Source organism: Phycisphaerae bacterium (genome assembly GCA_035275405.1).
In the GTDB taxonomy this organism is placed as follows: Bacteria; Planctomycetota; Phycisphaerae; order UBA1845; family UTPLA1; genus DATEMU01.
The window spans coordinates 18,995-43,859 of record DATEMU010000018.1 but is presented as its reverse complement, the minus strand read 5'-3'; the positions used below and the strand labels follow the sequence as shown (position 1 = coordinate 43,859).

At 61.1% G+C, this 24,865-nt stretch carries 22 protein-coding genes, 2 tRNA genes and 1 riboswitch; of the genes, 15 read left to right on the top strand and 9 right to left on the bottom strand.

From position 1 onward, the window contains the following. A partial coding sequence (locus tag VJZ71_21720; GenBank protein HKQ50702.1) for a hypothetical protein occupies positions 1–239 on the top strand: 239 nt, incomplete at its 5' end. 48 nt (positions 240–287) lie between these two features. On the opposite strand, the gene VJZ71_21715 is transcribed toward VJZ71_21720, so the two are convergent. Together VJZ71_21715 and VJZ71_21710 are read right to left on the bottom strand one after the other, a co-directional pair. After that, positions 288–1,307 (bottom strand): inorganic phosphate transporter, encoded by a 1,020-nt coding sequence (locus tag VJZ71_21715; GenBank protein ID HKQ50701.1) that lies wholly within the window; start codon positions 1,305–1,307, stop codon positions 288–290. 12 nt (positions 1,308–1,319) lie between these two features. Then, positions 1,320–1,943, bottom strand: coding sequence for a DUF47 family protein (locus tag VJZ71_21710; protein ID HKQ50700.1), 624 nt, complete (start codon positions 1,941–1,943; stop codon positions 1,320–1,322). 303 nt (positions 1,944–2,246) lie between these two features. On the opposite strand from VJZ71_21710, the gene VJZ71_21705 reads away from it, so the two are divergent. From VJZ71_21705 to VJZ71_21670, 8 genes are all read left to right on the top strand, one after another. After that, positions 2,247–2,957 (top strand): response regulator transcription factor, encoded by a 711-nt coding sequence (locus VJZ71_21705; protein HKQ50699.1) that lies wholly within the window; start codon positions 2,247–2,249, stop codon positions 2,955–2,957. Positions 2,958–2,973: 16 nt separating this feature from the next. Beyond that, on the top strand, positions 2,974–4,779 hold the full coding sequence (locus VJZ71_21700) for an ATP-binding protein (protein ID HKQ50698.1): 1,806 nt from the start codon (positions 2,974–2,976) through the stop codon (positions 4,777–4,779). A 49-nt stretch (positions 4,780–4,828) separates the two neighbouring features. Next, a complete protein-coding gene (locus tag VJZ71_21695; GenBank protein HKQ50697.1) occupies positions 4,829–5,332 on the top strand; it encodes a MogA/MoaB family molybdenum cofactor biosynthesis protein in 504 nt (167 codons plus the stop codon). Further along, positions 5,329–6,168 (top strand): rhomboid family intramembrane serine protease, encoded by an 840-nt coding sequence (locus VJZ71_21690; protein ID HKQ50696.1) that lies wholly within the window; start codon positions 5,329–5,331, stop codon positions 6,166–6,168. The genes VJZ71_21695 and VJZ71_21690 overlap by 4 nt, the downstream gene beginning before the upstream one ends. Before the next feature lie 333 nt (positions 6,169–6,501). Continuing rightward, complete coding sequence (locus VJZ71_21685) at positions 6,502–8,199, top strand: tetratricopeptide repeat protein (GenBank protein HKQ50695.1); 1,698 nt, start codon at positions 6,502–6,504, stop codon at positions 8,197–8,199. Positions 8,200–8,873: 674 nt separating this feature from the next. After that, positions 8,874–9,060, top strand: a riboswitch (cobalamin riboswitch). Positions 9,061–9,226: 166 nt separating this feature from the next. After that, a complete protein-coding gene (locus tag VJZ71_21680; GenBank protein HKQ50694.1) occupies positions 9,227–10,312 on the top strand; it encodes a hypothetical protein in 1,086 nt (361 codons plus the stop codon). A 3-nt stretch (positions 10,313–10,315) separates the two neighbouring features. Beyond that, complete coding sequence (locus tag VJZ71_21675) at positions 10,316–11,221, top strand: prepilin-type N-terminal cleavage/methylation domain-containing protein (protein ID HKQ50693.1); 906 nt, start codon at positions 10,316–10,318, stop codon at positions 11,219–11,221. Between the two features lie 60 nt (positions 11,222–11,281). Further along, positions 11,282–13,198, top strand: coding sequence for a MutS2/Smr-associated SH3 domain-containing protein (locus tag VJZ71_21670; GenBank protein HKQ50692.1), 1,917 nt, complete (start codon positions 11,282–11,284; stop codon positions 13,196–13,198). A gap of 8 nt (positions 13,199–13,206) precedes the next feature. Here the strand turns inward: VJZ71_21670 and VJZ71_21665 are convergent, their stop codons facing one another. Beyond that, complete coding sequence (locus tag VJZ71_21665; protein HKQ50691.1) at positions 13,207–14,583, bottom strand: cystathionine beta-synthase; 1,377 nt, start codon at positions 14,581–14,583, stop codon at positions 13,207–13,209. A gap of 203 nt (positions 14,584–14,786) precedes the next feature. On the opposite strand from VJZ71_21665, the gene VJZ71_21660 reads away from it, so the two are divergent. The 4 genes from VJZ71_21660 (at position 14,787) to VJZ71_21645 (ending at position 18,249) form a co-directional block, all read left to right on the top strand. Continuing rightward, positions 14,787–15,047, top strand: coding sequence for a hypothetical protein (locus tag VJZ71_21660; GenBank protein HKQ50690.1), 261 nt, complete (start codon positions 14,787–14,789; stop codon positions 15,045–15,047). An 11-nt stretch (positions 15,048–15,058) separates the two neighbouring features. Then, positions 15,059–15,769, top strand: a complete 711-nt coding sequence (locus VJZ71_21655; GenBank protein HKQ50689.1) for a CPBP family intramembrane glutamic endopeptidase — start codon at positions 15,059–15,061, stop codon at positions 15,767–15,769. Between the two features lie 3 nt (positions 15,770–15,772). Further along, the gene (locus tag VJZ71_21650) at positions 15,773–16,579 is read left to right on the top strand and encodes a TatD family hydrolase (protein ID HKQ50688.1); all 807 of its coding nucleotides are present in this window, start codon (positions 15,773–15,775) and stop codon (positions 16,577–16,579) included. 113 nt (positions 16,580–16,692) lie between these two features. Next, positions 16,693–18,249 (top strand): hypothetical protein, encoded by a 1,557-nt coding sequence (locus tag VJZ71_21645; protein HKQ50687.1) that lies wholly within the window; start codon positions 16,693–16,695, stop codon positions 18,247–18,249. 37 nt (positions 18,250–18,286) lie between these two features. Here VJZ71_21645 and VJZ71_21640 read toward each other — a convergent pair whose 3' ends face one another. From VJZ71_21640 to VJZ71_21615, 6 genes are all read right to left on the bottom strand, one after another. After that, positions 18,287–19,591 carry an alkaline phosphatase family protein gene (locus tag VJZ71_21640; GenBank protein ID HKQ50686.1) on the bottom strand — a complete coding sequence of 435 codons (1,305 nt, stop codon included), beginning with the start codon at positions 19,589–19,591 and terminating at the stop codon, positions 18,287–18,289. 6 nt (positions 19,592–19,597) lie between these two features. Further along, on the bottom strand, positions 19,598–20,446 hold the full coding sequence (locus VJZ71_21635; GenBank protein ID HKQ50685.1) for a sugar phosphate isomerase/epimerase family protein: 849 nt from the start codon (positions 20,444–20,446) through the stop codon (positions 19,598–19,600). 9 nt (positions 20,447–20,455) lie between these two features. Next, positions 20,456–21,349 (bottom strand): UbiA family prenyltransferase, encoded by an 894-nt coding sequence (locus tag VJZ71_21630; GenBank protein HKQ50684.1) that lies wholly within the window; start codon positions 21,347–21,349, stop codon positions 20,456–20,458. Next, positions 21,346–22,197, bottom strand: coding sequence for a sugar phosphate isomerase/epimerase family protein (locus tag VJZ71_21625; protein HKQ50683.1), 852 nt, complete (start codon positions 22,195–22,197; stop codon positions 21,346–21,348). Before VJZ71_21625 ends, VJZ71_21630 begins: the two co-directional genes overlap by 4 nt. Further along, positions 22,194–23,420 carry an inositol-3-phosphate synthase gene (locus tag VJZ71_21620; protein ID HKQ50682.1) on the bottom strand — a complete coding sequence of 409 codons (1,227 nt, stop codon included), beginning with the start codon at positions 23,418–23,420 and terminating at the stop codon, positions 22,194–22,196. The genes VJZ71_21625 and VJZ71_21620 overlap by 4 nt, the downstream gene beginning before the upstream one ends. A 77-nt stretch (positions 23,421–23,497) precedes the next feature. Continuing rightward, positions 23,498–23,570: transfer RNA gene (locus VJZ71_21615), tRNA-Lys, on the bottom strand. Positions 23,571–23,770: 200 nt separating this feature from the next. Here VJZ71_21615 and VJZ71_21610 point away from each other — a divergent pair. Together VJZ71_21610 and VJZ71_21605 are read left to right on the top strand one after the other, a co-directional pair. Next, a tRNA-Val gene (locus VJZ71_21610) sits at positions 23,771–23,844 on the top strand. Positions 23,845–24,140: 296 nt separating this feature from the next. Further along, a complete protein-coding gene (locus tag VJZ71_21605) occupies positions 24,141–24,800 on the top strand; it encodes an rRNA adenine N-6-methyltransferase family protein (protein ID HKQ50681.1) in 660 nt (219 codons plus the stop codon). The last annotated feature ends 65 nt before the right edge of the window (positions 24,801–24,865 follow it).

The window sequence follows — 24,865 nt, the reverse complement described above, 5'->3', positions numbered from 1 at the left end:
TCCTGGCCCTGGCAAACGTCCAACGCTGTAGCGAGAAAATGCCCACGCTCCTGATCGCCGTGTCCGACGTCAACCTCGACGCGTCCGCCTGGCTCGGCCAGCTCTGGGCGGATACCACCCTCGTGTATTCGCGGCTGATTGGCGTCGATCCCGGCTCCAACCCGGAAGTCAAAGCCGTCCGCACACGTGCGGCGCAGTGGCTCGCCGACTCGGACAAAGCTCGCGCGCTTCTGCGCTGACGGCTTGAGTGCCGACCCTGCCGGCGTCGGCGGGACCTTCCGATCCGATCAACGAACGATCAAGTTAATGAGAAAGTAAATGGCCGCGGCCATGCCCGCCGACGCCGGCAGGGTCAGCACCCAGGCTGTCAGGATCTCCGTGCCTACGCCCCAGCGCACGGCGGAGAGCCGCCGCGTCACGCCCACTCCGAAGATCGCCCCGGTGATCGTGTGCGTCGTGCTCACCGGGATCCCGAAACTCGAGAGGGCCAGGATTGTGACACCGCCGCCGGTCTCCGCGCAAAACCCGCCCACGGGTTGCAGTTTTGTCACTCGGTGTCCGAGCGTTTGAACGACTTTCCATCCCCCCATGTAGGTTCCCAACGCGATCGCCAGGTGGCAGGAGATGATGATCCACCATGCCAGTTCCTTGGAGTTGGGATCGCCCCCGTGCCGGGCATAGGCGGCCAGGGTCGGTTGACTGACCAGCAAGGCGAAGATGATCCCCATCGTCTTCTGGGCGTCGTTGAGCCCGTGGCTCAGGCTATAGACCGCCGCGGAGATTAGTTGCAGGAACCGGAAGGTCTTATCCACGCCCCTCGGCGTGCGGTACCTGCAGATCCAGGAGACCGCCACCATCAGCGACCAGGCGATGGCCAGTCCGATCAGGGGGGAAAACACAATAAACATCGCCACTTCGCCCAGCTTCGACCAGATCAGCGCCGCCACGCCTCCTTTCACGAACGCGGCGCCTGCAAGAGATCCGATGAGGGCGTGGGAAACGCTGATGGGAAGCCCTTTCTGAGTACAGAGGATCGTCCAGGTAATCGCGGAAAGGAGGGTTGCGAGAATCAGATGGGGGTCGATGACGTTTGCGGCTAGCAGTCCTTTGCCAATGGTCGAGGCCACGTGTGTCTCGAACCCGAACGCGGCGATAAAGTTGAAAAACGCAGCCCACAACACGGCCTTGCGCGGCGATAGCACGCGCGTCGCGACAATGGTGGCGACGGAATTGGCTGCGTCATTAAACCCATTGCTAAAGTCGAAGAGAAGGGCGATGACGACGATGATGATGATGTAGGTCAGCATGACGTGCGAGGATCACGTGTTCTTCAAGACGATGGCCTCGATCGTGTTGGCGATATCCTCGCAGCGGTCGATGGCCCGCTCCGTCAGGTCGTAGATCTCCTTCCACTTCATCGCCAGGATGGGATCGCGCGTCGTGGCATACAGCTCGGCGATAGCGGAGTGGTTGTTTTCGTCGCCCATGTTTTCGAGCAGGTGAATCTCCACCAGCTTCTGCTGAAGCCCGTTGGGGCGGCGAAGATCGCGCAGCCGCTTGACCGCCTCGCCGACCAGGGTGCAAGAACGCACCAGGATTTCGGTCTGCTTGATGATCCACGGCGTCGGTTCGTTAATCTGATACAGATTGAGTCGCTTGGAGGCAGCGTCGATCTCGTCGATCACGTCATCCATCAGCTTCATCAGGGCGTGAATATCCTCGCGATCGAAGGGCGTGATGAATGTGGTGTCGAGTTTCTCCAGCGTACGATGCACGACTTCGTCGCCGTCGTGTTCGAATTGTCGAATTCGGCTGATGTATTCGTCGCGTTTGGGATAATCGCGCACGACATTGGAGTAGGCCTCGCTGGCGTCGTAAACAATGCGGGCGGCCTTTTCGAACAAGTCGAAAAAGCCGGTGTCGCGAGGCATGATGCTGAACACGCCGAAACCTCCAAGCCAGATCGCGGTGGGCAAACGTTTTCCTGAGCCGTGAACCGCGCGTTTGGATTCTACCCAGAAGCCCCCGGCCTGCAATCGTCGAGCAAGCAGTTTGAGGCCATTTTTGCATCCATTTTATGTGTTTGTTGTGGATACCTGCCATGAATTGTTAAGTTTCGGTTAATAAACGACTACGCAGTTCTTGCGCGTCGTTTTTTGATTGCAGGAAATTGCGTATAATGGGCCTTGGCAAGACGCCTTGGTGTTAGGTTCAAACGCGGCTATCCGCAAATTCAAGGATGAATCATGGCGAGCGAGAAAATACTGATCGTCGATGACGAGCGGGATCTGGTCGATCTCATTCGCTTCAATCTGGAGCGGAGTCAGTACCAGGTGCTGACGGCGCAGGATGGGGAAACGGCGCTGGCCGTGGCGCGCCGCGAGCGCCCCGACCTGATCGTGCTCGATATCATGCTCCCGCGCGCCAGCGGTCGCGACGTCACGATGGCGCTGAAGAACGACGCTTCCACGAAGTCCATTCCGATCATCATGTTGACGGCACTCACCGGAGAAGGCGATGTCGTCCTGGGCTTGCAGCTCGGGGCGGACGATTATGTAACCAAGCCCTTCAGCATGGACGTCTTGCTCGCGCGTGTGGGTGCCGTCCTGCGACGCCGCAAGCCTGTCGCCGATGAAGAGAAGGTTCTGCAAGCCGGTCCGTTGAGCATCAATCGTTCTCGACACACCGTCGAACTCGACGGTTCCGAAATCCCCACGACCCTGACCGAATTTCGGCTGCTCGAAGCCCTCGTAACGGCCCGGGCCCGCGTCCTCTCCCGCGACCAGCTTATGAGCAAGGCCATGGGGCCCGATGTCGCGGTGACCGACCGCACCATTGACGTCCACGTGACGTCGCTCCGCCGCAAGCTCGGCCGGCATCGCGAACTGGTTGAGACGGTGCGTGGTGTCGGATACCGGTTTGCCGACGTGTGGCAGCAGGCCGCGGTAGGCTGTTAACGGTCAGACGACGCCCATGCCGAACTCAGCGCCGAGATTCTGGAAGGGACGCTTCTTTCGGCGCGTCTTCACCCGATTGGGACTGCTCTTGTCCACCGGGATGGTCCTGGTCTGCGCACTGACGTGGCAGATCATGCAGCGCTGGCTGTACGAGTACACCTCGCTACAGCTTACTAACCACGCCCAGCTTGCCTGCCTGACGATCGAATCCGCGGACGTCTCCCTGTCCCCCGACGCCCTGATGGCGAGCTGCGCGGAGATAAGCCGCCGCACCGGCCTGCGCCTGACGGTCATCGCGACCGACGGCCGCGTGTTGGCCGATTCGCACGCCGAGGCGGCCACCATGGAAAACCACGGCCATCGGCGGGAGGTCGTTGATGCCCTCGCCGGCCAGGTCGGTCACGACGAACGCCTCAGCACAAGCGTAGGCCGCTCATTCAACTATATCGCCGTGCCGATGATGCGCAACGGCGAGGTTGCCGCGATCGTACGCGTCGCCGCGCCGGTGGAGGATTTCCAAACTCGCGAAGCCGCACTCATCAAATGGGTGATGATCGGTCTGGCCGTCTCCCTGCCGCTCGCCCTCATCATCGCCTACCTCTTTTCGCGCACGCTCGCGCGGCCCGTGCAGGAAGTGGGCCTGCTCGCGCAGCGCCTCGCGACGGGTGATCTGGATACGCGCGTGGAAATCACCGGCAAGGACGAGGTCGCGCAGGTGGCCGAGTCGCTGGAACGCATGCGCGTCCACCTTTCCGAACGCATCCGCCAAGTCCAGCAGCGGCGTCAGGACCTCGAAGTGACGTTGGGGAACCTGGAAGAGGGCGTCATCGCCGTCAACGAACACGGTGTCGTCCTCCAGGCCAATCGCGCCGCCCGCGAACTGCTCGGCACCGAGGGGGCCGTCGTCGGCTGGCCGCTGACGATCGGTCTCCGCCACGCCGCGCTGTCGACGCTTTGGAGCGAGGCGATCCGCTCGAAGACGCCCGAGCTGCGCCGCGATGTCAACCTCAACGGCCCCGGGCCGCAGCGAACCGTCACGGTCACCATCGTCCGCGTGAACGAGCCGGACACGCCGATCGCATGGCTGCTGTGCGTGAACGACATCACCGAGCTGGCCCGATCGTCGGCGATGAAGGCTGACTTTGTCGCCAACGCCTCCCATGAGTTGCGCACGCCCGTCGCCGCCATCCGCGCCGCCGTCGAGACGCTGCGCTCCGACGGTCTCGACGGCGCGACGCAGTCCCGGTTCATGTCCGTCATCGATCGCAACGTCGTCCGCCTGCAGGACCTGACCGAAGACTTGATGCACCTGAACAAAGTCGAATCGCCCTCCGCCGCGTTAAGTCCGGCCGAATTCGACCCCGCCGACGTGTTGGCATTACTGAAAATGAGCTTTGCCGAGGCTCTGCGCGGGAAGAACGCCGAGTTTCATGTCACATGCGAGCTTGCCGTCATCGTGACTGATCAGCGCTGGCTCGAACTGGTCCTCAAGAACCTGATCGACAACTCCGTCAAATACGTCGGCCCCGGCGGCCGGATCGACCTGCGTTGTCGCGGCGAGGGCGATCGCGTCTATTTTGTGGTGCAGGACAACGGCTGCGGCATTCCCCCGCAAGATCTCGAGCGCGTCTTCGAGCGGTTCTATCAAGTGGACAAGTCGCGCGACCGCACCGTCGGCGGGACCGGCCTGGGCCTGGCCATCGTCAAACATGCCGTGCATGCGCTGGGGGGAGAGGTGAGCATCGCCAGCGAAGTCGGCCGCGGCACGACGGTCAGTTTCTGGCTTCCCTTGGCGCCCACGACCGCAGGCGCTGCGACGTAACGCCTCTGTCCCGATTGCCGTTCACCTTTCGCGCGGATACGATCCGCTCATGCCCGACGCGGTTGTGATCACCATCTCTGACAGTCGTTCCGCCGGCGAACGGGCCGACACCAGCGGTCCGGCGGCGGAGGAATTCCTGCGCGATCTGGGTTTGACCATCTCGGATCGTCGAGTCGTGCCGGATGACATCCCTGCGATTCAGCAGGCTGTCCGCGATGGGGCGGGCCGCGCGGCCCTCATCGTCACGACCGGAGGCACGGGGATCGGCCCGCGCGACGTCACGCCCGAGGCCCTTACGCCGCTCTTCGACCGTGAACTGCCGGGCTTCGGCGAGATCATGCGGACCGGAACCTATTCACGAACGCCGCTTTCGATAATCTCCCGAGGCGGGGCCGGCCTGATCGGCAACACGCTAATAGTCATGCTCCCCGGCAGCCTCAAAGCCGTTCGTGAATCGCTCGCGCTCGTCGGCCCGGCCATCAAGCACGTGCTGAAGATCGCCTCGGGCAAGCCGATCGATTGTCAGGAAGAGACCGGGGCCGCCGGCCGATGATCCCCATCCGAGATGACAACCCCACCCACGGCACGCCGATCCTGACGGTCACGCTGATCGTGATCAACGTGCTGGTTTTCTTGTTTCAGGCAACGATGCCGGAAAAAGAGGGGGAGGAGTTTGTTTGGAAGTACGGCTACATCCCCGCCAAGCTCGTCGTTGGGCCTGAACGATTTCGCGAAGAGTTGCAGGAGCATCAACCGACAACTCCGGTCATCGATCAGTTTGGACGAATCCGGGTCGACCCATTTGGTCGGCCACTTCGGGTGCAGCATGAGGCGCCACTGGAAGCGGCCACCGCGACGCCTGCGTGGATCAGCCTATTTACTTGCATGTTCCTGCATGGAGGGTGGGCTCACCTGCTAGGCAACATGCTCTATCTCTGGATCTTCGGCAACAACATTGAAGATCGCCTCGGCCATGCGCTGTTCCTGGTTTTCTACCTGGGAACCGGCCTCGTTGGCAATTTCGCGCATACCTACTTCAATGCCAGTTGGGTTCCGCTGGTGGGCGCCAGCGGTGCGATCAGCGGTGTCATGGGCGGTTACATCCTCGTGCACCCGCATGCCCATATTCTGGCGATCGTGCCGTTGGGCTGGTACTGGTTCACCGCGAAACTGCCCGCGTGGGTCTTCCTGGGCGTCTATATCGTGCTGCAGAATCTATTCCCCGCGACGCTGGGCGGCCGAGAAGAGGGCGGCGTCGCTTATTGGGCGCACATCGGCGGCTTCGCGGCGGGCGCGGCCCTCATTTTTCTCCTGCCGCGCCGGCCCGTGCCTGCGTACGCGCGACCGGCCCGGCCGATCCACGACGATGACGCGGACATCATCATCTAATATTTGCGGCCCGAGGCTGGGAGGGCGAAGCTCCTGCCAAGCGTTGCACTAGAAAAACGTCGCCGCCAGGGAGGCGAAACCATCGATGAGGCACGACCCTCCCCAGCACGTCGCCGTCGTCAAGGCCGCGAGCCAGGCATACTTCTTCGCGAATCTCGGATTGTTCATCAAAGCCTCACCTTCGAAAAAAGCCGTTACCCTGAATACGGCGACCGAGTCTATGAAACGCCGCCGCGCCGGTCAATGGCCGCCGGTCAAGGATCGGCGAACCGGCGGCGAGTTTGAGTGCGGTTTGCCGTCGATCTATAGTGCGGGGCGCACAACGGGATCGCCATGAAACGGGAATCGCGGCAGGATAAGAAAGAGCGGCGCTCCGAAGGGCGGCGCGGCCGGCGGGCCGAGCCGATGATCGAGCCGCTCGCCCCGTCGGCGTGGTGGGCCCGCTGGATTTTGGCGGTGCTGGTCGCATCGGCCGCGGTCGTGGTTTACTGGAATACGCTCCAGAACGGGTTCGTGAGCTGGGACGACGGCGACTACGTGTACCAGAATCCACTGCTGCAAGGGGGCCTGGGCTCCATCTGGGGGGAACTCTTCAAAGAAGACAAGCACGAGCAGTACTATCCCCTGGTCTTCACCTCCTATTGGATCGAGCACAAGTTCGTTGGCGTCGAGCCGCGGCTGTACCACGCCACGCAGATCGCGCTCCACGCCGTCAATTCGATGCTCTGGCTTTTCGTGCTGCGCTGGCTGGGCGTGAGCCTGCCGGTGGCCACGCTGACCGCCGCGCTCTTCGCCGTGCATCCCGTCAACGTCGCGTCCGTTGCCTGGGTGACTGAGCGAAAAAACACGCTTTCGGGTTTGTTCTTCCTGCTATCGCTCCTGCTCTATTTGCAGCACCGCCGCAGCGGGGGGGCTTGGCGCTATTGGGCCGCGCTGGGCTCCTTTCAACTCGCCCTCTTTGCCAAGACGGCGGTCGTCGTTCTGCCGGCCCTCCTCATCGTGAGCGATCGTGTCCTCGACCGGCGTTGGACGAAATTATCGTTTCGGCGGGCCGTACCGTTTCTGGCCCTGGCCTTTCTCATGGCCATCATCACCATCGGCGTCGAAGGTGAACAAAGCAAGAGCGGACGGCCGGTCGATCCAATGCTCCGTCCGCTCATCGCCTGCGCAGCCCTTGTCCATTACGTCGGCAAGGTGGTCTGGCCCGCGAACCTGCTGCCGTTATATCCCCGCTGGCCGGAGTCATTCCATGAATATCGCTATTGGCTGAGCGCCGCCGCGCTCATAGTTGTCGCTATTTTACTCTTGCGATTTCGCAAGAAGCTCGGCGATCGGGTGTTGTGGTGTGTCGCCCTGTTTCTGCTGCCCCTCCTGCCGGCGCTCGGGCTCAAGCACTTCAACCTGATGCAGTTTTCATTCGTCGCCGACCACCTGATGTACCTTAGCGCGCCCGGACTTTTTCTCGCCGCAGCGTTGGTCGTCGAGAGATTCGTGCGGTCGGCCGATCATCTCGCTGTGGGTTTAGGAAGGGGGGCGGTGATCGTCGCCGCTTTGGCGGCCCTCGGCTGGCTCACGGTCCGCCAGAACCACGTCTGGCATGACACCGAGACCTTCTGGGTTTACACCCTCGCGGGGAATCCTGATTGCGTGCCCGGCAACATTAACCTTGGAAATTACTACAAGCGTAACAAAGAGTGCGAAAAGGCCCTGCCGTACTATCGAGCGGCGGCACGACTCTTGCCCGATCATCTCAACACTCCTCGCTTCTACGCCCAATGCTGTCGCGAACTGGGCCGTCACGAGGAGGCGCTGCAGTGGTATCAGGAGGCACTCCAGCGCGCGGAAAAAAAGAGCCCTCGATTTGTCGCCATCCATCTTGAATACGCAGGCTTTCTTCGGTCCCTGAAACGCTCGGAGGAAGCCCGCGCGGCCTACGAAACCGTCCTGCGCAAGGATCCGCGTAACCGCACGGCGCTCCTCGGTTTGGAACAGGTGACCCGGGCGACAGGTACGGGAGAGGGCGCGAAATAGCCATTTTGGGGTACCCCATTCCTGGGGAGATGTCCCCAAATTACACCGAATCCTTGTGCCGCTTCCCGCCGTCAACCACCTTGCAAGATTGTCAGCCGCTTGCGACATAGAGAGTTATGAACCTTGCGCGCTGGCATGGAGATATATGCGGCACATCTGGCATGGGAAGTGATTAACCCAAGCTTGCCTCACTGATCGTCGCGGCATCCCGCGACGGCAACTCGGTGGGGGAAGTCCCTCGGAGATTTCGGCCCCAGGGAGAGGGGATGCGAAAATTCTGAAGGACCTCGCCCAGCGGGTTGCTACTGTGCGTAGCACCGAGGCCGCGCCAAGGGGAGTTGGCGCGGCCCTTATTAATCATCAATGCGCTGGGGTGAAACCAGCGGGTGTGGGCTCAGGCGGGCATCCCGGAGGGGAATGCCTGCCTGATTTTTTCGCACCCGTCATCGCCGAGGACCGGTGCACTTCTCGCCTTTCTATGAGAATTCTCCACAGAGACCCAGAGGACACGCAAAAAATCAGCAAGTCCTTGTCGTTTCATAGTCTTGTATCGTCACCTCTGTATTCTCTGTGCCTCTGTGGCGAATAATTTTCTTGACGCCGATTCCTCGTACTTGTTATCGTGCCTTTGACTTCGCGAGGCGATTTCGCCATCGCACCGCAAGGTTGACAAGTGAATACGATTCGATGCGGGTCTCCCGCGTGGGGAGACAAAAAGGGAAGGTGGTTCGAATCCACCGCGGTCCCGCCGCTGTAATCGGGGACGAACGCCGCAACAGCCATTTCCGCTAAGCGGAGAGAAGGCGCGGCTAGTAGGACGATCCGAGAGCCAGAAGACCTGCCCGCGTCGAAGTGTCGCCCCGCCCCGGATCTGGGCGGAGGAGTGACGGCCCTTCGTCCTGTGGCACCGGCACTTAGCCGGTGCGAATTCCTGCACGACATTGGCTTTCCCGCCTCCGCAACCGGCTCACCGGGTGCGGAGGTTTTTTTGTGGCTCCGAACGAGGGCCACGGAAGGGAGTGCCGACGTGTTCAAGGGTAATAGGCTTCATGGATGGCATGGGGGGCGGATCGTCGCGAGCCTGGTAATGCTGACTGCTGCGACAATCTCGAAGGGAGAAGACATCAGTTGGGTGGAGGATTTCGTGGACGATCCCGTCATCGCGGGGCGATTCGAAGTCCCGGTCGGTCACGATGCGAGCCGTTTCGACTACGACAACGGCGGGCCGCTCCTGACGATCCATTACAATACTTCCGAGCCGACGGCGTGGTATCTGCGCCCGATCGATGCGAACCAGCCCCGGACGCTGGGCCGCTGCGAGGATTTCGAATTCACGGTGACCTTTCGCATCAAGAGCATGGGCTTCATCGCCGACCCCGCCAGCTTCGCCCAGATCGGCTGGGGCTTGATTAATTCACAGACGACGGGCGAAGACCGTGTTGGCGGATCACTCAACGGCCCCTATGCCTTCGACTCGGTCACGCTGGATTATTATCCGAACGTCACCTCGTTTGGAGGCCCGACGTTGGGCGCGACGATTTGGCATAGCGACGTGGGTGACGATTATTTTTCCAGCTTTGATTTTCCCTTTGGGCCGGAGTCCGACATAAACACTGCTTTCGGGGACGAGCCGCCAGCGCTCGACACCGTGTACACCGCGGGTGTCACCTATGACTCCGGCGCGCAGACCGCAACGCAGACCGTGCAGGGGACTTCCAGCTTCCTCGGAATCAATACCGACGGCGGGGGCGGTGCCGGCGGCCCGGATAGCGACGCCGCCACGATTCAAACGGCGCTCTTCGTCAATACGCCGTTTACCGTCGATACCTTCGCCTTGACGGCGTGGGAGGATACCTATGATTTCGATCCCCAAACCCCCAGCGTTGTGGCCGACGTGGATGTGATGGAAATTACGTTTTTCGCCCGGACGCTCGTCAAGGGTGACATGAACCGCGACGGCCGCGTCGATGGGGCCGACATCGCGATGTTCGTGGACACGCTGCTCGCCGCACAACCCGCTCCGTGTGCCGTTCAGCGCGCCGACTTTACAAACGATGCCGCGGCGACAACCGACGACATCCCCGATTTCGAGGCAGCGCTGCTCGCGCCATAGGACATGAAACATTCGCAAACAAACAGGTTTGCCGGTAGCGGAATCGGGGAAAGGGGATTCACGCTGATCGAGTTGCTGGTCGCCATCGCGACGATCACGCTGCTGATCGGTATTCTTCTACCGGCCCTCGGCCGCGCCCGCGAGGCCGGCCGAGGATCTTACTGCGCGGGCCTGCTGCACAACGCGGCGCTCGCCACAAGCATGTACCTCGACGACAACGAAGGCTCGTTCTGGCCCTACTACGTCGATGTGCCGGGTGCAGGAGGGGGGCGGCGCTGGTGGTTCGGCTTCGAGCCGGGCGGCCCGCCGTCGAATCCAAATCAAAAGCACCGATTCCTCGACAAGCCGGCCGGTCTCTTGGGAACATATTTTGGCGATGAAGCCAAGGAACTGCGCTGTTCCAGCTTTCCCTATGGACGTGGCAAGTATTTCCCAAAATTCTCGCCTCCCGCAGGTGGGTACGGCTATAACACGGCGGCGCTGGGCGGTTACAACACGCTCGACCCCGCCAACTCGCGCGTGCGCCGCGTGCAGCAATTCGGCGGACGCACGTCCGAGGTCTTCATCTTCGCCGACGGCATCCATTTTGATCGCCTGTCGTTTTCGGGTTCGGTCCCCCTTGAGCAGACTTTTAACGAGCCAGCTTACATCCAATGGCAGGACCCCACGGCGTTCAACTCCAACGCCGGCGTAAACGGCGGCTTCGGCCACTTCCGCCATCTGGGGCGGGCCAACGTGCTGTTCCTCGATGGCCACGCCGCCGCGCAGCCGTTGCGGCACGATGCCCACCCTTACAGCGCCAAAGGCTACGGTCCAGTGGCAAACCTCTCCGACGAGGCGCTCCGAACGCTCCCCGTCCGCCGCGGCAACCGCGAATGGCAGGTCGACGTGATATACGGCCTGCCGTGACGATGCGGACCGTCCGATGGGTTGGCCCCACGCTCGCCGCGAACACGGTAAAATGCCTGCGTGGACGCACATACGCTTGAGAAGCTCGATTTTCAGCGGGTTCGGGAACTGCTCGCCGAGCAGGCCGCCTGCGGTCTGGGCCGCGAGCTGGCCCAGCGTATTTCACCGTCGCGCCGCGCCGATCAAGTCTCAATCTGGCTGCGGCAGACGGAAGAGTTTACCAAGTGGGTCACGACGCATGGCCTTCCGCCGTTCGGAGGCATTCGCGACGTGCGGCCGCAGGTGAAAAAGGCCGTTCCTCCCGCCAAACTGGAACCCGCCGAGTTCGCCGAATTGGCCGAGACGCTCGTCGGCATCGACGCCGTGCGTTTGTATTTCCAAGGCTGTGAGCAAGTTTTTGAATCGATCGGCAAGATTGCCGGCCGGATCGGCGACTTTCGTGTCATCGCGGAGCGGATTGGCCGCGTCATCGACAACCGCGGGCAGGTCCGCGATGAAGCGAGCGAACGCCTTTACCGGATTCGTCACGAGATCGAGGATGTCCGCCAGAAGACCCGCGAGGTGTTCGAGAAGCTCCTCCGCCAGTCGCACATCACGAAGTTCCTCCAATACGCCAGCGCGACGTTTCACGACGATCGCATGGTCCTGCCGGTCAAGGCCGACCAGCGCGGCCGCGTACCCGGCATCGTGCATCGCAGCAGCGACACCGGGCAGACGCTCTTCGTCGAACCGTCCGAAGCCGTCGAGCTGAACAACACGCGGATCAATCTACTCCTACAGGAGAATGAAGAGATCGGGCGGATTTTGTGGGAGCTGACGCACCTCGTTCATCTCAACCAGAAGGAGATTCTGCGCACGCTGGAGGCCGTCGCGGTCGTGGATCTCTTGGCCGCGAAGGTCAAACTTGCCCGCCGATTCCAACTCAACCTCCCACAACTCAGCCCCGACCGCCGGTTGGTACTGCATCACGCCCGCAATCCCATCCTTATGGCTGAATTCGAGACCCATCACGGTGCTGGACACAATCACCCGGTCGTCCCGATCGATGTTCGCCTCGGCGACGACTTCGACATCATGATGATTACGGGGCCGAACACGGGCGGAAAGACCGCGACCCTCAAGACGGTCGGGCTGCTCGTGCTTATGGCGCAAGCGGGCCTGCCGATCCCCGCCGGGGCCGGTTCGACTTTGCCGGTCTTCGACGGCGTCTGGATCGACGTCGGCGACGAGCAGAGTCTCGTGCAATCGCTCAGCACCTTCAGCGCGCACCTGAAGCGAATCCTGGACATCCTGCAGCGCGCCCGCCGCTCAACGCTCGTGCTGCTCGACGAACTCGGCGCGGGGACCGATCCTGAGGAAGGGGCCGCCATCGGCCGTGCGATCGTCGAGCACCTCCTTCAAAGCGGCAGCCTGGCGATGATTACAACGCACCTGGGCGCGCTCAAGGCACTGGGCTATGAGACCAAACGCGTGGACAACGCCTCCGTGGAGTTCGACGTGCAGACGCTACGGCCAACGTATCACCTGCGGATCGGCGAGCCGGGCAACAGCAACGCCCTCGCCATCGCGTCCCGTCTGGGTATGCCCAAGCGGCTCGTCGATGCCGCACGTCGCCACCTGACCGGTCAGTACCGCGCACTCAATAAGGCCATCTCCCGCACGCTTGATTCCCGCCGCGACGCCGAGCGAGCCCGGCGCGACGCGGACATGGCCCGCCAGGACGCCGCGCGGGCCACGCTCGCGGCCATCGATCGCGCCAAGGCGCTGGAGGCAGAACATCGCAACTACGCCGCCTGGGTCGAACGTGTGATGAAACTTCAACCGGGTGACGGCGTCCATGTCCGGTCCTTCGACCGGCCGGGCCGTGTGGTTCGTGTTCGGCTGGACAAGCAGCAGGTCGCGGTGGACCTGGGAGCCATGCAAGTGGACGTCGCGCTGTCGGATCTCGTTCTCGACGGCCTGGCCCCACCGGCATAATTCGGCCATTAGCGCGCTTCGGCACCCGCGTCGCCATCTCCGCTCAAGTAAGAGATGAAGTCGCTCTTGGTGAGCAATCCGACGGACTTGTCGTTGTCCCGAACGAGGATCGCCGGCGCGCCCAGTGTGAGCGCCTTGAAACCTTTCTCGATCTCGGTCGATCGGTCCATCTTGGGAAAGGGCGAGCCCATGACGTCGCCGATCTTCTTGTGCGCGATATCGACGTGGTCGAACACGAGTTGCATGGCGGTCACTTCCTGAATCGAGCCAATGATCACGCCGTTGTCATCGGACACCGGAACCTGCGAAATATCGTTGTCGCGCATGAGGTCAATCGCCTTGCGCACGGAGTCGTTCTTGTGGACCGTGATGAGCGGCTCGCGATCGCCCTTGGCCGCGAGCACATCGCCGAGCGTTGTGCCATGCCCCGGGGAGGCCATGAATCCCATGTTCTGCATCCACTCGTCGTTGTAGATCTTGCTTAGATAGCCGCGGCCGCTGTCGGGTAGCAGCACGACGACGAGCTTGTCTTTCGGCAGGTCCGCCGCGACCTTGAGCGCCGCGCACACGGCCGTCCCCGACGAGCCGCCGACGAGCAACCCTTCCTCACTCGACAGTCGCCGGGCCATTAGGAACGAATCCTTGTCGCTGACCGCGATGACTTGATCGACGATCTTCAAATTGACGGTGCGGGGCACGAAGTCCTCGCCGATGCCCTCGACCTTGTACGACTTCGGCATGTTGCCGGGCGTGTAGATGGAGCCTTCGGGGTCCGCCCCGATGATCTTGATATTCGGATTTTTTTCCTTGAGGTATCGGGCCGTGCCGCTGATCGTTCCGCCCGTGCCGATGCCCGCGACGAAGTAATCGATCTTCCCATCCGTCTGCGCCCAGATCTCAGGGCCGGTCGTGTCGTAATGCGCCTGCGGGTTGTTGGGGTTTTCGAATTGATTCGGTTGATACGCGCCGGGAATTTCAGCGGTCAGCCGGTTGGCGACGCTGTAGTAACTCTCGGGGCTATTGGCCGCGACCGTCGGGACCGTAACCGTCTCCGCGCCGTAAGCCCGCAAGAGCGCGAATTTCTCCGGGGCCATCTTGTCGGGCATCACGAGGATGCATCGATAGCCCTTGATCGCCGCGGCCATGGCCAGGGCCGAGCCCGTGTTGCCGCTGGTCGGCTCGATGATCGTCCCGCCGGGCTTGAGCTTGCCCTCTTTCTCCGCCTTTTCGAGCATCAGGACGGCCGCGCGATCCTTGACCGACCCGCCGGGGTTGAAATACTCGACTTTCGCGGCGACGGTGCACTTCACACCGTCGGTCACCTTGCGAAGACGCACCAGCGGCGTCTTGCCGATCAATTCGAGAACGCTGTCGTGGATTTCCATGGTGCGGGCTCCTGCTCATCGGATTGTCGTGAAACGGTCGCGGGGATGCAAGCGTACTCGCAAGCCTGATCAATACCACGCCCGCAAGGGCGTGCCAGGGGACTTTGCATCGAATATCAAAGGTCACTTCGGATTCCGTGTCATCCCTCGTCCTTGCGGCCGTGGCTCTGCCCGACATAATGTGCGGATCACGAGGTGCCATCATGAACCCACCGCTCACCGCCGAGGCTGCGCTGAATCGGTACTATTTGGAGACACGTTGCAAGATCATCGAGATCGCCGCGAATCTGGATCGCATCGACCGCGGCACAGGGGCGACGGGGATCACGATTGATCCGCGGCTGGCGAAAGTTCGCGAAGCGATCAGCGCATTGACCGACGGAAAACCTGATCGAGCCGAGCGATGCCAGAGAGTCTTTTCGCTGCCGTATGAATCGAACTGGCCGCACCCGAACCGACCTTGAGCGTGTAATCAATGATTGCCGCACGACCCGTTCCAGAAAGCAGCATGCCTTATCGCGTCGTCGACGATGACGTTGGGATTCGATTCAGGCGCTGGGAAACCCTGGCCCTCGCGTTGGCCTTAACCGCTTCCTGGCATGCAATTCCAAGTTGGTTGCTCGGATCATATCTTCCGGCACGGTCATGGTACGACCGCTGGGGTATCGAAGGCTATAGTGCGATCCGTGATTGCATCGCCTCGGTCATGCCGCTCTTACTTTGTTTTTCCACTCCTGTTCGGTCGGGGTTGGTGATCGGTCAGTGGAAAGGTTGTTCGATCAGGGTGCTGGTAATCTGTCTGGTGCCGATCATCCTGACGGCCATTGTCTATCCACTTACTAGCGCCCCTTTTAAGGGCCAACCACACAGTATGTGGACGATCTCACCTTTGGCGCAAGATGCCCTGTTTACCGGCTACCTCTACGGCCTGATCTCGGAGCGATTTAGCGGGAAAATTAGGATTGGCCTTTCGGTGCCGATCGCCGTATTTATCACTGCCGCTTTTTTTTCACTTTGGCATGTACCCAACTTCCAGGGTATCGGAGCCGCCTACGTCGCCTTTCAGCTTATATATGTTTTCATTGGCGGCGCATGGACGCTCATGGCCCGAGTAATGACCGGGAGCATGATTCCCGGCGTACTCGTCCACATGGCAGTCAACTTTATTGCCTGGAAGGGTTGGTGACGGTTGCGTTACATCGACCCCCACATCCATATGATCTCGCGGATCACCGACGACTACCAGCGTCTGGCCATGGCCGGCTGCGTGGCGGTCAGCGAGCCGGCGTTCTGGGCGGGCTTCGATCGCGGCAGCGCGGCGTCGTTTCACGACTATTTCCGGCATCTTACAGACGTCGAGCCGAAGCGGGCGGCGCAGTATGGGATCAAGCACTATTCGTGGCTGTGCATCAACGCCAAGGAGGCTGAGAATGTCGCGCTCTCGCGCGAGGTGATTGCGCTCATTCCGGAGTTTCTGGACAAGCCCAACGTCCTGGGCATCGGCGAGATCGGCCTGAACAAGAACACGCCGAACGAATGCACGATCTTCTGCGAGCACCTGGAACTGGCCGCCAAGCGCGACGAGTTGGTGCTGATCCACACGCCGCACCTCGAGGACAAGTACAAGGGCACGCGGATGATCCTCGACATGCTCAAAAACGAAACCCGCCTGCGCCCCGAGCGCGTCTGCGTCGATCACGTCGAGGAGCACACGATTAGGCCTGTGCTCGACGCCGGATACTGGTGCGGGATGACGCTTTACCCGATCACGAAATGCACGCCCCAGCGAGCGGCCGACATGATCGAACGCTACGGTCCTAACCGGATGATGGCCAACTCGGCCGGCGACTGGGGGCCAAGCAACCCCATGGCCGTGCCGGAGTTGAACCTGGAGATGCGGCTTCGCGGACACGCCGACGCGTTGATATCAAAGATCGTGTACGAAAATCCACTGGCGTTTTTCAAACAGTGTCGCCGCTGGGTTGATACATTCTGAAATGGACGGCACGTATGCCGCTGGATATCGCTTGCGCCGCTTGCGGAAAACGCTATCGGCTGGCCGATCGATTGGCTGGGCGCCAGGTCCGCTGCCAACAATGCGGTAAGGGAATGTCCATTCCGTTGTCGCCGCTGGAATCCCATCCGGGTGAATACAACAGAGGCCCATTACCCGTCGCAATCGAATTGGAGACGCCGATCGCGCCGCGCCAGTTGTCGCCCCGCAAGGATGGCGAGACGGAACCGAATTGGTACGAAGCCCGTACGATCGACGAAATTGCGGAGAGGGGAAGAGCCGCCCTTGCCGAAGGAGATTATGAACGGGCGGCGCAACATTATGCCGCGGCGGCCGGCGATTCACCCGATCTCAATCTCCGCGATCGATTGCAGGACGCCCTGAAACTCCGGTATTCATGGATGTTAGTGCTCCACACGCTGGGCCTCGTCGGTCCGCTCGCTGCCGATGAAGGCGTATCGCGAGCGCGCATGTTCTTCCATTTTGCGTTGATGGGCATCGCGGGGATGATAATCAAGCTCGGGCGCGCTGGTCCCGAAATGGAGCGGGCGGCGATCATCGGCCTTTGCTGTTTGTTTGGTATCGTCATTCTCGCGAAGATCGCGGATTTCATCGCTACGCTTGTGGTGCGGGCGGACCACAACGGCGCTTTAGCGGTGTCCGGTGGCGACGTGGTGGGCGTATCGCTCGGGATGGCCTCGCTCATCTTGTCCGGAATCGCAGCGTATGCGTTTGCCGCGACGCAACAACAAGCCTGGGCGGCGGCGTCGATCATCCTGTTTGCGGATGCAACGGCCATTCGGTTTGCCTGTCGGACGAAGCGGCCCCTGGGACGCATCCTCATGGCGATGTATGTGGTGCTGATCAACGGCGCGGCGGGCTTTGGCATCTTTCAGCTTGCTTTGCACACGGTGCCCGGCAACCTTGGGCAGAGATTGCCGACGCTCGGTGCGGTGCTGATTCTGATTGCGTTTCTGATGGGGATCGGGGCAAAGCTGGCGCAAAACACCGTCGTCTACTTTGTCGGATCCGGAATGCGAATGTTGGACGACACTACGTTTGCATCGCGACCCGGCGGCTTTACATTATCCGACTCTCGCCTTCGGAGGCTGCACCCCGAACTTTACGGCATTCGCGGGTTGTTTTTTGGGTTGTTCCATCGGGAACTCGGTCTCTCCGCGAAAGACGCCCGTGATCATATCCGCCAGGCTATTGCCGGCGGGGACGCCCAGCCTGCCGTCGTTGTCAGCGATCAACCGCTGGTCGTGGCGGCCTATTCCGACGACTTGGATGCCGCGGTCCTGTTGGAATTCGATGTATCGCTAACGAAGGAATTCGGACTTACACGAGGACGGCGTCTGGTTTCCGTGAACACCTACATGCCTATGCAATACCGGCACCTTGGCAAGGATGTGGAGTTCGGGCCGAATTCCACCCAAGTGTGGGGCAACGTGTCTCCGCACATCGTCGATTTCTTGACCGATGATGAAGCGGCCTTGCATCGCTTAAGACAATCGTTTCGGGCGGAGGAGTGGAGTCGATTGCGGGACCGCTTGAAGGATCGCATGGCGAAAGGGGATGCGCCCCGAGATGGCCGGCCATTGTATTGCCATGTCTCGCGAGCCGTACTGAAGGGAGAGGATGGGGAATAAGTTTCGCGTCTCAGCTTGGAGTCGTAGCGCCGCCGATTCAAATCGCCCTTTCAATTGCCTCACGCACGTTCGTGTCCCGCCACTCACGATCTGCGTGTGCGTCACAGTTTGAGATTACGACCCCGTGCTGATCCGCTCTTGCCACAGGCGCGCCGTGGCTTCCTTTGATCAGAGTGGCGTTTAGCGGGATCGACTTCGTCGCCGGATCGAAAAACAACTCGACAGGGTCGTACCCCGGCTTGGCGTGGATATCGACCGTGCGGGCAAACGGCGGGGCCTTGGCGTCGTCGCGCCACCAGTAGTACGCCAGCCACGCATCCGGCTCGCAGATCAGCACGACTTCCCCGCTTCGAGGATGATCGAGGTGGTACTTTCGTCGGTTCTCTCCGTACAACGCCTCGGCGATGCCCTCCACACCCTCAAACAGACCGGCGACGCCGTCGATGTCGGTTGGGTCCTGCACATAGACATGGGCGAACTGGTGATCGACGACGGCGAACGCCTTGCAGCCGCCGACATCCAGGTACTCGCGGCCATCGCGATCCTCAATCATCAACATCCCGGCCTCGCGAAGCACGCGATTGGGGTAAACGACGCGGGACACCTCCGTCATCGCGTACTCACTGACCACCATGCTTGCCACGTCGCCCAGGCTCAGCGCCGCCGCGCCATCAAACAGCCGGCCGAGCTGCGTGTCCGCTTCCACGCACGCGGCGATCTGCTGCGGGCTGTTCGGCCCGAACTTCTGCGCCGCGTAGTCCAGGTGCGGCACATAGACGTAATTGAATCGCGGTCGCTTCCGTTGGAGCAGCCATAGCGCCGCGTTGACGATCCACTCCGTTGATTTAATGTTCGCCATCGGCCCCCAGTAGTTCATCAATGGAAAGTGGCCGAGGTCCGCAAGCAGGTCCTTGTAAAGACCGTCCGGTTTGGAGTAGCACCACAGGTCCATCCGACCGTCGGGGTGATGAATCGGCTCGGGAGTCACAATGTAGTCCGCCGCGGCGTCCTTGATGTTCTGTGCCATCCAGACGGCCGACGTAATCCCGCGCGCCGCCAGCCGGCCCCAAAGCTGCTCGCCCTGCACCAGCCCGTTGCGGCCCACCCACATCTCGACTTCGCCCCGATCGCGATGGTAAAACCCGTTGCCGATGATGCCATGCTGATCAGGCAACCGCCCGGTCAGCATGTTGGCCTGTACCGACGACGTGACACACGGAAACGAGGGGACGAGTTCGCCCGCGCCGCCGGTCTTGGCCATCGCCGCCAGTCGCGGCATGTGCGCAAGATCGCGCATCCGCAGGCCCGGCATCGAGACGAAGATCAGAAAGTCGGCGGACATCGCACCCTATTCGCACATCGGTGAAAGAAAATCAAACGCCTTCCGCGCCGCCGCGACCGCGTCCTTGCTGTGGCGGCTCAGCTCCACGTGCACGCCGCCAGTGTAGTCAATCTCGCGGAGCGCGGCCATGATCGGCTCGAAACGCATTTCGCCTTCCCCGAACATCAGGTGCTCGTGGACGCCCCGGCGCATGTCTTCGATATGCACGTTGAGCAGTCCATCCCGAAACTCACGGATTCTTGCCGCCGGATCGCCGTCGCCTATGCAATGAACATGTCCCACATCCAGCGTAAGACCCAGTATCGAGCCGAGGAGGGGGCTCTCCAGTTCGGCGCGCAGCCGGTCATACTGTGCCATAGTCTCGATGAACATGCCGGGCTCCGGTTCAAACGCAAGATTCACGCCCCGGGTTACAGCATGGGCCCCTAGTTCGCGGCATCCTTCAACAAGACACTCGTGGGCGACAATTTCAGGCAAGCCTTCGGGCTTGCGTCCGGACCAGAAGCTGACGGCGTCCGCCCCCAGATCGGCCGCGATGGCTACTGCCCGCTCGAGAAAATCCACCCGCCGCTTGCGGCCCTCGGAATCCTTGGAAATCAAGGTCGGTTCGTGCTTGTGGAGAGGGTCGAGCAGAAACCGAGCGCCCGTTTCGATGACGCACGACAGTCCCCACTTTTCTAGCCGACGGCGGACATGCCGCGTCTCCTCCTCAATGTCCTCCCCGAAGGGATTCAACTGGTCGACATCAAGCGTGATGGCCACGGATTGGTAGCCAATCTCCGCGATGATCTCGATGGCATCGTCGAGAGCATGATGCTCGAACCCGTTCGTGTTGTAACCGAGCTTCAGGGACATTTTTCAATTTTAGGTCGAATAGATCCATCGACCCAGCACCAGCGCGGGGATCAACAACGAGAGTACAATCAAGACTTGGGGCCAGTCTTGGGCGGTCGAGACAATCGTCGCATCAAAAACGATGATGCAAAAGATAAAGGTTTTCATGGCGTACTGAACTGTTGATGGGTGTGGATTTCTAATCGCGCGCAGGCCCACGCGACCGATGTGAATGCAAAGGCCCAGCCACAGTACTAAAGCGAAGGTGCTCTGGGCGAGAGCAAGTCCGGCGAACAATCCCAATACTAGTAGAGATGCTCCAACACCGACAACGCCAGTTATGAGTGTGCGGCGATTGGACGTGTTCGCTTCCTGACGACCGAAGTAGCTGAACGATGTAACGTAGAAAAAGGAGGCCAGAATCGCCAGCGCGGGCCACTGCAATCCTGGCGACCAGAACGGAGACATACCCAGATACAAGTTCAATGCCCGACAAATCCCCATGACCCATGGACCCGCCGGAGTCGCTTTCGCCTTGAAATTGTACAAGATGATCGACGCGAGCAGCAGCAGCGCCGTGAAAAGCAATCGTGCGGATTCAAGGCCGATGACCGTCATGAAGAAGGTGATCAAAATGCCTGTCTGCGCCAACGTAGCTCCTAAAGTAAAGGCCGCATAAGGGCTGATCACTCCGGATGGCAGCGGTCGATTTGGCCGTTCGCAGCGATCGATCTTTAGGTCACAAAGGTCGTTAAAAACAATTCCACTCACGTAAAGACATGCCGAGGACAGCATCAGGAAGGCGAGCCTGCCGGACCATAGTTCTGTACCGCTGAACAGCCAGTAGCCCGCGATTACATCGGCCAGCGCCGTGAACACGTTTGGCAGCCGAACCAATTGCAGAAAAGCGCGAAGGCGGCTCATAACGTAACTGCAATTCGTTCGAGATTGTCCTTCGCCTCGCGCCCGGCGGCATCGGGGTCGTCGACGTAAGGATACAACTCGACCGTCACCCAGCCGCCATAGTCCGTCGCGCGAATCGCACCAAGCGTCGCCGCAAAATCAATCGCCCCATGGCCCGGAACTAGATGCTGATGTACGCGGGTCGCGGCGATGTCCTCGAAGTGATAATGCGCTGAATGTCGCGCCATTCGGCCTATCCACTCCGACGGCTCCTGACCGACGCAATAGGCATGGCCCACGTCGAAGTTCAGGCCGAGGTACGGTGAATCAATGTGCTCGGCCAATTCCTCGTACTGCTCAAATCGTTCGATGAGCAGCCCTGGTTCCGGCTCAACGAGAAGCCGCACGCCTCCTCGCTCTGCATGTTCGACGACCGGCTTGAGCGCTTCGACGAAATCGTCCATGGCTTGGCTGTACGATTGTCCGGGACTGAGCGGCCCACCGGGCTCCGTTGTAATGTTGCCCGCGCCCAGTTGGCGTGCCATGGTCAATGCCGCCTTGGAATGGTCGATGCGAATCTGGCGATAGGCGGCATCCGGCTCGATCCAGCTTGGATGCCAGTAGGGCTGGCGCTTGTCGCCGATCTTGTTCATCATAAAGGCATTGATATTGGAAATCGTCAGCCCCAGCCGATCCAACTCTGCCCGGACTTCGTCCAGACGATGCGGCGTCGTATCCGAGGGCCAGAGGTGGGGGGTATCGGCCATCAGTTCCACGCCGTGATAGCCCAGCGCCGCAATTCTCCGCAACGCGTCGAGGAGATCGAAACGCATGTACGCGTTCGTGCTGTACGCCAGCCGCAGATTCACACGGCCCCCTTGCGCCCATCGACCTTGACGACGTACTGTTCGAGCATCCGCACCTGCTCGGAAAACGCATGCTCGCGAACATCCATCGGCGTCTTGAAAAAGCAGGCCAGGTGTGTCATCACGCCCGCCAGCCCCAGATGCGCGTGCAGATCCGCCAGCCGCGCCAGGTCAATCACCAGTGGCGCCGCCAGGATCGAATCGCAGCCCTGCCACGTGAATTGCAGGCTCATCTTTACGCCCAGGAACCCGCGAAAGTGAACGTGGTCCCACGCCGTCTTCCAGTCGTGCAGACTGGAAACGTATTCGATCGACGTCCGTGTCTCCGGGGCGTCGCCGACGAGCGACGAGATGACGATGTTCTTGCCTTCCAGCTTGGCAGCGCGGTGGCGCGGCGACGACAGCACCTGACCGTCGCGATTACCGAGGATGTTGTAGCCGGCCCAGCTCAGTACTTGCAGTTGCCGTTGGCGAAACAGGGGGGCGAGCACACTGCGTATCAAGGTCTCTCCGGTCTTTCCGTCGCTCCCCATGATGGGCACGCGCTTTTCCATCGCCCGCTCGCGAAGGGCCGGCAGATTCGCGCCAAGAGACGGCGTGAAGTTGATATACGGCATGCCCTCCTCAATGGCCGCCAGTGCATAGAGGCTGCTGGCGGGAAGCGCCAATGAGCGGCCATTGTTTAACGCCTTTTGCAACGCCGACCATGATCGAGGTGCGGCGGCCCCGCGAAAGGCGGGCTCCGTCGACGCCACGTTGACCATCACAACGCGGTCCAGCCGATGCCGCCGAGCAAACGACCGCAGGTCATCTCGCAGACGTTGCACAATTTCCAGGGGTCGCCGCCCGCGAAGCCGTGCAGGCGCGGGCACCCGTTGCTCGACAACCTTTCCACACCCCTGAGCCGTACCCGGTCGGATATTCGCCTGCCACGCACCAAGTGTCGGCGCGATCTTCCTCAGCAGTGATTCCCCAAAAAGCCCGCTCTCGCGATGTAGTTCCTGCGCCGTAGCGAACGGTCGCGCCGATCCCACCTCGTGGCCGCCGAGAACTATGCGCCGCAAGCCAACAAGTGGCAACCGTGTAAACGGGGGTGCCCCCGTAACGAGTCCGACAGGATGACCTAGGCCCTTCTGTAGCGCGGCCAGTCCGACGGCCACCGTGGTGGCAACGTTGCCGCCGGCGCCGATCAACCAGAGACCGAGCTTACGAGTGGGTTGGGGCAAGGGCCGCCAAATCGATGTAGGGCCACGATCCGCCGAACGGTCGCCGAGGGTAAATTTTGCACCTCAGCAAGACAAACTGCGCGACCCGGGACTTGAACCCAGAACCCGCTGATTAAGAGTCAGCTGCTCTGCCAATTGAGCTAGTCGCGCCCCTGGGGGCCTCAAGGGGCCATGAACAGGCTTTATAGCTGGCTCAATGCAGAGGGTCAAGCGATACAAACCCCGCAGCCACAAAGGGCTGCCGCACAATCGTCTTGACAAGTCCTAATTGCTCCCCGACGATGGCCCGTTAGAATCCAGGCAGGGAAAGCGGCGATCAAGTGGCAGCGGTCGTACGAACCACTGATCCCGGGCGTTTAGCTCAGTTGGCTAGAGCGCCTGCTCGACATGCAGGAGGTCACAGGTTCAAGTCCTGTAACGCCCATGCGAACGAGGGTATTTGCCTCTGGGGCTCATTTTCGACGGACCGGCTTGGCATGGCGGTCCGTGTGCCCTTAGGATGCCGACACGACATCGGCTGGCGCGGTGCCGATGCCGTGGGCTAATGAGATTGCGAGTGTTGAAGTCCCTGATTATGAAGCGGCGAATAGGAAACACGCGGGAGGTCGCGCCGTTTTCTTGAATTACACGGCCGCCTTTCCGGGGTGATCGCTGGATCGGTCACATCGGCCAGGCAGCGCGGCGAAGGGCCGGCCGCGACTTTTTGTCGATGGAGACTATGTGAGCAGCGATCCCCTGAACGCCAACGTGGCCGAACCCGCCCTTGTCGAAACCACCCTGGCCCCCCGGGCCGCGCGTCTATCGGATGTCGGACTCTTTTTTTCCAAGTTCGTCGCCAAGGGCCGCACCATCTCCTCAGCCGTTCCCTCCAGCCGGGCCATGGTGAACGGTGTTCTGGACCACGTGGACTTCAGCCGTCCGGGCACGATTGTGGAACTGGGCGCGGGCACCGGACCGGTCACGGAACAAATCGTCGAACAACTCCGGCCGCATCATCGCTTCGTCGCGGTGGAGAATGACGCTGATTTTTGCGAAGTTCTCCGCCGTCGCTTCCCGGAAACGACGCTGCTTCAAACCGACGCTACACGAATCGCCGAGCCGCTTTCCAAGCTCGGCGTTCACAAAGTGGACTATGTGCTCAGCGGTCTGCCCACGCCCAATCTTCCGGCGCAGGCCCAGGTCCGATTGTGGCGCTGGCTGAAAGAGAGTCTCGCCCCCGGCGGCCTGTTCATTCAGATCACCGTCGCGCCGATCCTCTACCGCGGCTTTTATGAGCGCTTCTTCCGCGATGTCAGCTACCGCATGGTCTGGCTCAACGTGCCGCCCGGCGGCGTCTATCGCTGCGCCGCCCCGCGCAAACACCTCCGCAAGCAGGGTTGATTCACCGGCGGCGCGCGGAAATTCCCCGCCGAATACTCGGTATTTCCAAAGAATATCAAATTGAT